This window comes from Desulfurococcus sp., from assembly GCF_038881575.1.
Taxonomy (GTDB): domain Archaea; phylum Thermoproteota; class Thermoprotei_A; order Sulfolobales; family Desulfurococcaceae; genus Desulfurococcus.
Genome location: NZ_JAVZPN010000002.1, coordinates 161,543 through 171,078 on the forward strand (window position 1 = coordinate 161,543; position 9,536 = coordinate 171,078).

Annotated in this window: 14 protein-coding genes and 1 pseudogene; 4 read left to right on the forward strand and 11 right to left on the reverse strand. The window is 43.3% G+C overall.

What is annotated here, in order from left to right:
• Positions 1-16: 16 nt before the first annotated feature.
• The 9 genes from QXV08_RS02610 to QXV08_RS02650 form a co-directional block, all read right to left on the reverse strand.
• The gene (locus QXV08_RS02610) at positions 17-694 is read right to left on the reverse strand and encodes a hypothetical protein (RefSeq protein ID WP_342784654.1); all 678 of its coding nucleotides are present in this window, start codon (positions 692-694) and stop codon (positions 17-19) included.
• Positions 695-824: 130 nt separating this feature from the next.
• The gene (locus QXV08_RS02615) at positions 825-1,388 is read right to left on the reverse strand and encodes a hypothetical protein (RefSeq protein WP_342784656.1); all 564 of its coding nucleotides are present in this window, start codon (positions 1,386-1,388) and stop codon (positions 825-827) included.
• Positions 1,389-1,487: 99 nt separating this feature from the next.
• Positions 1,488-2,084, reverse strand: coding sequence for a winged helix-turn-helix domain-containing protein (locus tag QXV08_RS02620; RefSeq protein WP_342788372.1), 597 nt, complete (start codon positions 2,082-2,084; stop codon positions 1,488-1,490).
• A 144-nt stretch (positions 2,085-2,228) separates the two neighbouring features.
• The gene (locus QXV08_RS02625; RefSeq protein ID WP_342784660.1) at positions 2,229-2,798 is read right to left on the reverse strand and encodes a hypothetical protein; all 570 of its coding nucleotides are present in this window, start codon (positions 2,796-2,798) and stop codon (positions 2,229-2,231) included.
• A gap of 145 nt (positions 2,799-2,943) precedes the next feature.
• Positions 2,944-3,237, reverse strand: coding sequence for a transcriptional regulator (locus QXV08_RS02630; protein ID WP_342784661.1), 294 nt, complete (start codon positions 3,235-3,237; stop codon positions 2,944-2,946).
• Positions 3,238-3,313: 76 nt separating this feature from the next.
• Positions 3,314-3,520: a 30S ribosomal protein S27e gene (locus tag QXV08_RS02635; RefSeq protein WP_342784663.1), complete on the reverse strand. Its 207-nt coding sequence runs from the start codon at positions 3,518-3,520 to the stop codon at positions 3,314-3,316.
• On the reverse strand, positions 3,517-3,807 hold the full coding sequence (locus tag QXV08_RS02640) for a 50S ribosomal protein L44e (RefSeq protein ID WP_342784665.1): 291 nt from the start codon (positions 3,805-3,807) through the stop codon (positions 3,517-3,519). The genes QXV08_RS02635 and QXV08_RS02640 overlap by 4 nt, the downstream gene beginning before the upstream one ends.
• 63 nt (positions 3,808-3,870) lie before the next feature.
• Entirely contained in the window at positions 3,871-4,143 is a 273-nt protein-coding gene (locus tag QXV08_RS02645) for a MoaD/ThiS family protein (RefSeq protein ID WP_342784667.1), read from the reverse strand.
• On the reverse strand, positions 4,127-4,495 hold the full coding sequence (locus tag QXV08_RS02650; protein ID WP_342784669.1) for a GNAT family N-acetyltransferase: 369 nt from the start codon (positions 4,493-4,495) through the stop codon (positions 4,127-4,129). The genes QXV08_RS02645 and QXV08_RS02650 overlap by 17 nt, the downstream gene beginning before the upstream one ends.
• 60 nt (positions 4,496-4,555) lie before the next feature.
• Here QXV08_RS02650 and QXV08_RS02655 point away from each other — a divergent pair, with 60 nt between their 5' ends.
• The gene (locus tag QXV08_RS02655) at positions 4,556-5,809 is read left to right on the forward strand and encodes a hypothetical protein (protein ID WP_342784671.1); all 1,254 of its coding nucleotides are present in this window, start codon (positions 4,556-4,558) and stop codon (positions 5,807-5,809) included.
• Here QXV08_RS02655 and QXV08_RS02660 read toward each other — a convergent pair.
• Positions 5,724-6,866 (reverse strand): DNA primase, encoded by a 1,143-nt coding sequence (locus QXV08_RS02660; protein WP_342784673.1) that lies wholly within the window; start codon positions 6,864-6,866, stop codon positions 5,724-5,726. The two genes, QXV08_RS02655 and QXV08_RS02660, sit on opposite strands and share 86 nt — an antisense overlap.
• A 319-nt stretch (positions 6,867-7,185) precedes the next feature.
• Between QXV08_RS02660 and QXV08_RS02665 the strand changes: the two genes are divergently transcribed.
• Entirely contained in the window at positions 7,186-7,347 is a 162-nt protein-coding gene (locus QXV08_RS02665; RefSeq protein ID WP_342784675.1) for a hypothetical protein, read from the forward strand.
• Positions 7,322-8,437, forward strand: coding sequence for a hypothetical protein (locus tag QXV08_RS02670; RefSeq protein ID WP_342784677.1), 1,116 nt, complete (start codon positions 7,322-7,324; stop codon positions 8,435-8,437). Before QXV08_RS02665 ends, QXV08_RS02670 begins: the two co-directional genes overlap by 26 nt.
• A gap of 22 nt (positions 8,438-8,459) precedes the next feature.
• On the opposite strand, the gene QXV08_RS02675 is transcribed toward QXV08_RS02670, so the two are convergent.
• Positions 8,460-8,885, reverse strand: coding sequence for a hypothetical protein (locus QXV08_RS02675; RefSeq protein ID WP_342784678.1), 426 nt, complete (start codon positions 8,883-8,885; stop codon positions 8,460-8,462).
• A 138-nt stretch (positions 8,886-9,023) separates the two neighbouring features.
• Here QXV08_RS02675 and QXV08_RS02680 point away from each other — a divergent pair.
• A pseudogene (locus QXV08_RS02680) lies at positions 9,024-9,536 on the forward strand (hypothetical protein); the annotation flags it as partial.

A 9,536-nucleotide genomic window follows, 5' to 3' on the forward strand; every position in this document is an offset into this window, starting at 1 on the left:
CCACCCTGTACTCGACTTATGGAGACTGAGCTGGGACACTGTACTCGTTCCACTGAACAGCTTGAAAGCTTATAGTGAAACTAAGCACTGTGTTCTGTGGAGCATCCTGTAGCACTGTTAGATCAAAGCTTATATCAGCTGATTGACAGGGATGGAGCTGAACACCGAAGTTGTCTCCCCACCAGATCAATATATCTGCTGCTCCATCATTGTTTAAATCTAGTTCGACACCCTGCTGTAGCACTTGCTCATTTAACTCGTAGTAGTATTGTCCATCTATTATTACTCTCCATATCTTCAATGGAATTGATCCATCGTTGTGGACCTTCATGGCTATGTGGGTATAATACCATGGATAAACATTATACAATGTCACATTCATGGTATCCCTGTCTCCATCGCCATCACTATCTATTAATGTTACATTAGTGCACCCCACATCCTTATCAAGCTGGAGAGCACCTGGTGAAGGCAGATATGTAGCATTCCAGTCATTACCCCCATAGGGTCCGGGACCTGGCTGGAGCCCGCATGCATCCAGCCATATGGTTGGCCCCCGCACGAACTCCCAGTCTAGTTCACCAGTGTCAACATACGTGTTTGCTCTTAATACATTCAGCCACATTGATGCTCCAAGCAGTAGTCCTGCTATGATTAATAGGGCGGCTAATACTGTTGCATGTATTCTATTCATATCTAATACACCTAATGCCATATGTTAAATGGGTCTGGGTATGAGCCCTGTTGCCCCTTTTGGAAAAATATGCATTAATAATCCCTAGTACGACATGAATTAGTTAGCTAGCTGTCGTGATTGGTGTTACCTACGTGACCTCGTTCCACTGTGCATATGTGAATTCAAGCTCGAAGCTGTAAGTAGTGTCCTCGCTGGCATCCTGTAATACCGTTATATTAATTGTTATGTCATGTGTATCACTTGGATGGAGCTGGGTGTCCTCGGGTACTGTGACAGTAACATCTAAGGCCGAGTCATCATATCCGCCATTAGTGAATCCATAGTTTAAGAGTTTAACAGGTATCGTACCAACGTTCTCCACTGTGAGGGTTATAACCGGGTTATAACCGGGATACGCGTTCACGAGTGTTATATTTACTTTCACTACATTTCCATCATCATCGTATACTTCAGGCTCCACAATGCATTGAGCCACGTCTTTTTGTTCATCGTTATGAAAGGCTGAGTCTGGTAACTGTGGATCCGGGCCTGTATCACTGCATTGCCAGTTGACCCATGCTACCTTGACTTCTCCTGTCTCGACATACGTGTTTACTAGTAGTGTTTCATACCACATTGCTATAGCTGTTCCTAATGCTAGGATTGCTAGCCCTGCAAGGGCTATTCCCATTACGGTGTTTAATGCTTTCATTTTACTGCACCAAGGATTTCATATTATGCTTTAATTATTAAATATCTAAGCTATATTGATTACATATCTAACATACATATTTAAAATTCATGAGGCAAACTACATAGATAATACCATTATTTTTGATGTGCTTATTTTTCCCAGGAGATCCATGACAACGCGTTTCTCAGCAGACCCCTTAACTACCAGTATAGCAGGAACCCCTATATCGGTGGATATCACAAGCATCCTTATACATGCCTCTACAAGTATATCTGGTTCACCGCTTAATACAGCGTCAACAATATAGCTCCCTGATGAGTGCTCAATAGTATAGACACAGTGGTAAGCCCCAGATATACCCTTGTACCCTTTATATTCATGCGTCTTTACCATACCACCTAGATTACGCTCTATAACCGCGTTTAACTCCTCCACTGACCTATTGCATTCATTACACTCTAGAAGCATTCTCTTTACATTCCTTATCCTCTCTAAGAGTATTGCACCACTACTACTTAGTGTGTACTCTGAAGCATCACCGATCTTCAGTATGAAGCCTTTCCTAATGAGCATTGATAAATACTTCTCGAGTACTATGGTATTAAGGTTTGAAGCATATAGTATATGGGTCTTAATGCTTTTCCCGTCCCTACGTAAATGCTCTAGGATAGATTCCACAATGTCGATATGTGATCTATGTTGCTTACCCACCATTATTAACACGCACACAAAACAAGATAGAATACCGGGTATGGTATTAGTTAAAATAGTATTTTGCATCTTAATAAATTTTATGTATTGTTTATACATTTATATTAAATAACCTAAATAATTACTTAATACGCTGTCTTTATATTATCAATTGATAGATATATTCACGGTATAGTTACCAATATTGCCCGTTACTATCTCAATCCATGAAACGAGCTTGAATCCCGCCTCGACATCGATGTTAAGCGAATTACTAATATATCCTGGAACAGGCAGGTTACTGCATTTTATTCCTCCCCAATAAGGCTTGTTTCCAATACCTGTTTTAACCGGGGGGTAGATGTATATCTGTATTACGGGATTTACTAAGCCTTCATAAGTGGCTATTGATGCATTGATATTCCTTAGGGTTACTGTAACCACGTCATTGTTCTCTATAACGAGTCCAACCCATACCGTGGATGCATTATCTATATAAATCATGAGTGACCTATTATCAGTTGAAGGAACCACGTCATCCACGCCTTTACACACGTACTCGTTTGCTGCAAATACTTTCCAGGAGCCTATTTCAAGATATTGCTTCCTTATATGAATATAAACGTTCGCCTTCAAACTGTCATACCACATTGAGTACCCTGCTGAAGCAGTAATGACTGCTATAAGCAGTAATGCAAACACGATGATACTGGTTATATTCATATTATATTCATGCATAATTAAATCAGCTCGGTCGTGATAAAAGATAATATACAGTACTTATAAACCAAGTGTATAAAACATACTTTAAACCAGCCGAGGATTCCTCTAGATGCCAACTAATTCATGAATATACAAGATTAGAAAAACCTGTTTTTGAAAACTAACTGGACTGGGATTGCGACCCACTACTCTCCTTCTTTGCTTCCTCCTCGAGCTTCTTCAGCTCCTCCTCGATCTCCTTTTCTATCTCCTCAATGGGTTTAGGAGGTGGTGTTGTTGCAAGTGTGTATCCTATCCATCCAAGTATTCCGAAGACTCCCGCAACAGCTATTAGTAGCGTTAACTGCATTAATAGCCCTGAATACGGTGTTAGGAATAATATGTAGGCATAGATTAACACTATAATGATCGATGCTGCTAGCAGGCCCCATCCAATCACTTGATCCCTACTCAAAACCCATGACCCCCGTTAATTAATATCCATGTATTATCATAGAAGAGGAAATAAATAAATATTCAGGGTGTTAAAACTAGCCCAGCTCGGCAACTATCTCGGCTTTATCCTTGAGTATCCTGGCTTTCCCGCCGGTAGGTTGAACCAACTGTGTTCCACAAACCTTGCAACGTGCTGGGAATGTTGAATGACTGAACACTATGTTCTCGGCACCGCAGATCCTACAGATAACCTTGTAGAACCTACTTCTCGGGGCAGGTATCAATATCTTTGTCTTCCTCAACGCCCGCCCACCTCGACTAGCTCAGCCTTCTTAAGTCTGATGCCCTCTCTGTGTATTATATACCCGCATTTCGAGCATTTCAGCTTTAACACGGTCTTCTTAGTTACCTTGGCAAACCTCTTCTGCTCCGGCTTCCTCTTCGAACCATAACCCTTCTTCTTTCTAGCGTATCTCCGCTCTCCCTCAGAGAGGCTCCTCCTCTTACCATGCTTATATATCGTCACGCTATGCTCGGTATGGGTCCTGCATTTAGGGCAGTACGTCGTTATGACCTTGGGTATCCTCAAGTCCAACACCCGTAAACACATCTATCCAGATAGTCATAGGCTAAGTGATTTAAAAATATTCCCTCAACCACCCGATACAGGAGGCATTAAGACAACTGTATCCATATCCGTCAGAACCGTGTCAAGGCCTTTCCCAGGCGTCTTCGAATTATGTAATACTATAATCTGCGATGCACCCTGTAGTAATTCACTAATATACTTAGCTAACCCTGGATGCCTCTCGCTAACAATCTCTAAGAGTCCTCTTAGAGTACTTCCCTTATTCAACTCTATAACCTCCTCCCTAGTACCTGCCTTACTCTCTAACCAAAGCATGTATCTAACTATCACCTTCATTGCTTCTCTCCCTTGCTAATGCTTCCTCATGCAGCCTCCTCCATTCTTCATCACTTAACCCCCTGTATCTCTCCAATAATACATCTCTTTCCCCGGGGTTCTTCATGAAGTAGTATACGGCATAGCTGCAAATCGGCTCTATAAGCCACTTATTCTCCCTGGCTAGTTTTACAGCATACTTCATGAGCTTCCCTGCTATACCCTTACCCCTGTGCTGGGGAGGAGTATATGTGGATATAAGCTTCATGACATTGTTTTCAACGCTGTACCTTATATATGCCTTGCTCCCGTCCGGTAGTCTAGCATATATTACTGTAGATGTATGGCTTATTTCATATTCTTCCCTGCTCAAACTAGGTCACCCTAACACTATTATCTAGGGCAACCCTTAAAACAATAAGCCATAATAGTCTTGGTTACAGTTAATATATTAATGGTGGTTGAGACGCCTAGAATAGTATGCAGCATGATCAGCGTACTGGCCATACTATTACTTATAATCCCCATGGCACAGGGAAGCAATGGTAATCTAGTGGAGAAAACCCTTATCTACGAGGGAGTAATGGAGTTATCTCTCATGGGTGAATTCGTTAAAGACGTCATAGGCCTCAATATTTCAAGCCCGGTTTCACTTTCAATAACATATAAGGTTGAAGAAAACATCTCGTTCACACGTCCTGAGCTAACACCTTACGCGTGTAGTATATACATTGATGTAGTATCTGTAACGGGGTCGACGCAGCTACCAGAAGACTGGGTGAAAAAACTGGGTTCATGGAGTAATAGTATTGAGCTGCAAGGGAACGAGTGTATTAATCCACCACTGGTTTTATTCATCAGGAATGGTGAGATAGCCCTGGGCAACATATATAAAACAGGCACCATGACAGGTATCACGAGGCTAGACGTAGATACCGTACACTTAGTAGGCGGTAACCCCTTCTTAACGCTTAATCACACCATCTACTCGAGCTTCTGGAGTCTATATTACGAGCCCTTATCAGGGATAGCGGTATACTATACGCAAGTATATAATAATAGAAGTACCGGGGACGATGCCTTCTTCTACTCATTAACACTGATGCTGAATAATTACCAGGATGTATTCTATGATATCGTAAAGAGAGAAGTAATAGACTTAAGACCTCTGAACTCCTCGATCACCTCCAGCATCATATTAGTGTATCTGAGCCCACTGGGTAATTCAAGTAGCATTCCCCGTATAAATTCAACAAATAACTCCATAACTATATTATTTGATGAACCCACATACTGTTTCATAGAGGCCGGTCCATTCGACCCCATGGTGAACATCAGCTCTAATATAGAGTTATCCAGGTATTCCACGGTCAATGGGTTAACCATATATTATAGTATGAAGACCCCATGTGAAATCCTATGGTTTAATCTAAGTAATCCCATGAATACAGGGGGAAGCCCAGTGGAGAGTGAGAAAGGAGTGCCCCCCAGGTATATACAGCCAGGCATGGATTCGATTATTTTCACTATAATAGCTGTCTCCACGGTCTTATATATAGTATATTCCGTGATCAACTGGTTCATCAAGAAGTACTATGATGTCATCTTCCCTGCTTTAAACCATGCCTCAAATTATACCTGTATACAGACAACGGGTTCCTGCCGCCCCTGCACTTATCACTTATAGGACATATATTCGTAGACTTCATTCTCTCACAGCTGTAAGGCATGTACTTCTTCCTACTACCCTTCATACCCGAGATATGTTCTACTTGGTACCTGGCTATTTTCTCATTGAAATCCGGTGTCTTCCTGAAATAATCCAGTATAGAATCCACGTCGAGACCTATATTAGCTAGAAATGCTGCGAGGTTGAACCTCTCCTCATGGCTCGGGTTCCCTCCTGACTCAACGATACCAATTATCCTAGATATACATGGTGGAAGGGCTTCGGGGATCAGGCCGCCTACTTCACCAGTTTCCATGCTTCCTCTCGCAGTGATGGATTTAAACCATCCGGCATCTACTAGTTTCTCCTTAGCCTTATCAATGAAGTCCTGGAGAGGTATATTCAGTGAACTAATATCCATAGACATGGCATCGGTGATTATATGCTTGATCACTGCTTCCTCAAGGATCCTTAGAATCATTCTCTTATTCATATAAACCTTCCCCTCCGAGACAACGTTATTCTCTAAAGAGTATGCGGGGTCCTGTGAAAGCCTTTCAGCCACGATCCCCGTGAACTCTATCACCGGGAGGGAATAGTTAAGCGGTAAGAATGCACCTCTAGCCCTATTCTTCCCCCCACCAGTATTAGTGAATACCGAGAGCGCAGGTGGATTCTCGACGTACACTAGGTGGAGACCTATTTTTGATGCTATGGAGAGGATAACGGAGTCATCCTCTTTGAAGAGACTTCTCCTCGCTGACTTAGCGTATGCCAGGGCGATCCTATTAATTAGTTTCCTATCCCCGATGGATTTGGCCACCGCTAGAAGAAGCTTATAGCATGCAACACTCTCATATTCATCCATGAAAATCTTCGTGTTAACCCGCATTCTCTCTGAGAGGATATCTGTGAGAACTAGTGGAAATATTTCGCGAAGCCTGTCGAGGGCGCCTCTAATGATTATCGATATAATCGTTGAGAAATCAGTGTCCCGGGGTAGTCCAAACCTGCTTGGACTAAAGTCGCTGGGGCCAGCTACAAATGGGTATTTGACCAAGTCTATGTGAGCCATTCTACTCCCCTCTACCTAGTTGTATAAATGCAGAGAGATATAATCGTGGTTATATTGTTGTAAAATGTGATCATGTTTGGGGGTTCTGGTTTCATAGCGGTTCATGTTAGTTGATATCACCGCTCGCCTTCATCCCCCCTGTCTTCTCTCCACGCCGCCTACGGGAGCGTGGCTCCCCTCGGGGACGTGGAGAGCTTCCTCGGGCGGCTTCCATCCCCCTCGCATTGCTCATCGAGTTCACTGTGTCGCCCTCCGATATATGGTTTTGCCAGAAATCTTTATAAGCTTTTCTGCTACTTATACTTGTTGGGAGCACTACATGGCTCACTTAGTGTTTAGGGCTGTGATATCGTCTGCTGGCAAGGACAAGTACGGGGAGAAGAGGTATGCTATCTACATCCCTAAGAGCCTCAGGGACAAAGCCGAGAGTATGGCTGGTAAAGAGGTGATAGTAATTGTCCTTCTGCCAGACGACTCCTAGAATCATAGCGCCAAAGAAGGTCTTAGAGAAGTTTCAGCACGTTACAATAAACGGCGGAATAGAGTTTGACGACCCTTGTAGAGTAGCTAGGATAGCTTGGGCATATAGAGAGGTTGTTAGGAGAAGCATAAAGTACTTGTTCGAAGGGAAGAGTGTGGAAGAGCTGGTGAAAGCCCTCTACAACATCCTACCCAATTACATATATCTAGAGACGGCTCTGAAACAGGCAAGAACTATTGTCGAGGGATTGCTGGAGAAGGAGGTAGAGACCGGGAGAGTAATTCATGCGGAAATTAAGAGGATGTGGTTTGCTAATAGGGGAAACAAGTTCGACGGCGGGAACAGAAACATTAGAATCCACGTTAGGGAAAATCATGTAGTTGTTAAAATCAGAGACCCGTGGGGTGGGTGGCTAGAGGGTAGAGCATTCTTTGGCGAGAGATACATACCGTTGCTGAAAGAGTTAGAGGAGCTGGCGGGCAGGAGAGAGGAGAGCTATGGTGTTGTCATAAGCTTTAGGGAGCATCCTCGAATACACGTTCAAATACCTCTACACCTATACCTAAAACACTTCTCAACGCCAAAACCACCTGGATATGGATTGGTAGCAGGTTTCGACCTGAATAGCGATAGAATTAACGTTATAGTTATTGATAGAAGCGGTAACATCGTTTCACTCAAGACTCTGTGGTTCTCGGAAGCCACTAGACCAGGGTTCCCAAGAGAGAAGGCGGGGTATCTCAGGTTAAATGCTCTAGGCCAAGCCATCAAATACGTGGCTAGAATTGGAGCCGATTACGTTGCTTTCGAGAACCTCTACGAGGTAAAGAGGAAGAGGTTTACTGAGAATCCCACGGCTAACAGGAAGATAAGCAAGTTCGCTAAGAGGCAACTCCTGCTACACGGAATATTGAGGAGCTTGAGAGAAGGGTTGCATGTAGTACTCGTAGACCCGAGGGGGACTACAAACTCCAAAGAACACGATGAAGTTATGAAGAGACATGGTTTAGACAGGCATACAGCATCAGCATACCTAGTAGCGCTAAGAGCATTGAGCAAAGTTGATATCAACCAACATAAACACACATGAAAACCAAAACAGTAGCAAAAGGCTAGTTTAAATATATGGTGACGGTATCTCTATATTCTTCGAGGAATACGTTTCTCTTTCCTTGCAGGATTATGAGCGTTTGATCACCAGTGACAACTATGTAGTCTATGAGTGTATAGCCCGGTGCGACTATGGTTATGTAGTGCCCGGTGAATAAGCTTGTAACTTTCACTAGGTAGTCCCCTAGATCTATCTCCTCTACTACATCATTGCATTCTCCAAGCTCTTTCACCACGTCATGGTATATGAACACTATTTTCTTTCTCGAATCATAGATTTCTTTGACCTCAGCTCTCTTAAACCCCTTGACGGTCACGATTCGGGGGCGTATCTCTATTGAGTAGTTCCAACCGCTTAGCAAGAGGTACTCGCCTGTCCGTTTGACCTCCAGGCATCCATCCCCATATCTCATACCGTGTACCGTCAAATAAACCCCCTGTGTAATCTGTGACGGATAAATCGTGTTTAGGATATAATATGGTCTCCGGGATCCTTATATACTGTGAATGGGTGTTGAACCATAGCGGTCCAGCTAATATGTAAGGCCTCACCGGCTTACTGCAGAATGATCGAGGATATCGTACAGGGAACCGGGCTACCTGTAGTTAGAGTAGAAAAATATGATCCATCACACGGTGAAGCCATCGTATACGCTGGTAAAGTGGATAAAGACCTCAGGAACTTCCTCGACGATATCCGCGCGGGCAAACATAGAGTGAGGCTCCTCATAAGCATCGAACACAACAGCGTGCCCGAAGACGACGCCGTTGAATCCATCATGGAGATTCATAGAAGGGGTATAGGGATACTTATTGTAACATCTACATCAAGAGATCACAGGAACATCCGGGATAAAGTACCTGGGGTACCAGTAGTCAACATCCCCTTCTACACCATCAAGGGCGGGGAATTAAGGGATCTGATGCCAAGAGATGGAGGGATAATCACGCATAGTGATAAATGCGTAGATATAGTTGAGGTGGCGAGGGAGCTAGAAGGCATAAGGTTCAACCCATTAATCATAAACTTCTCTGAGAAGGATTGCAGTGGCACACCATGGATAATAAATGTTACCACC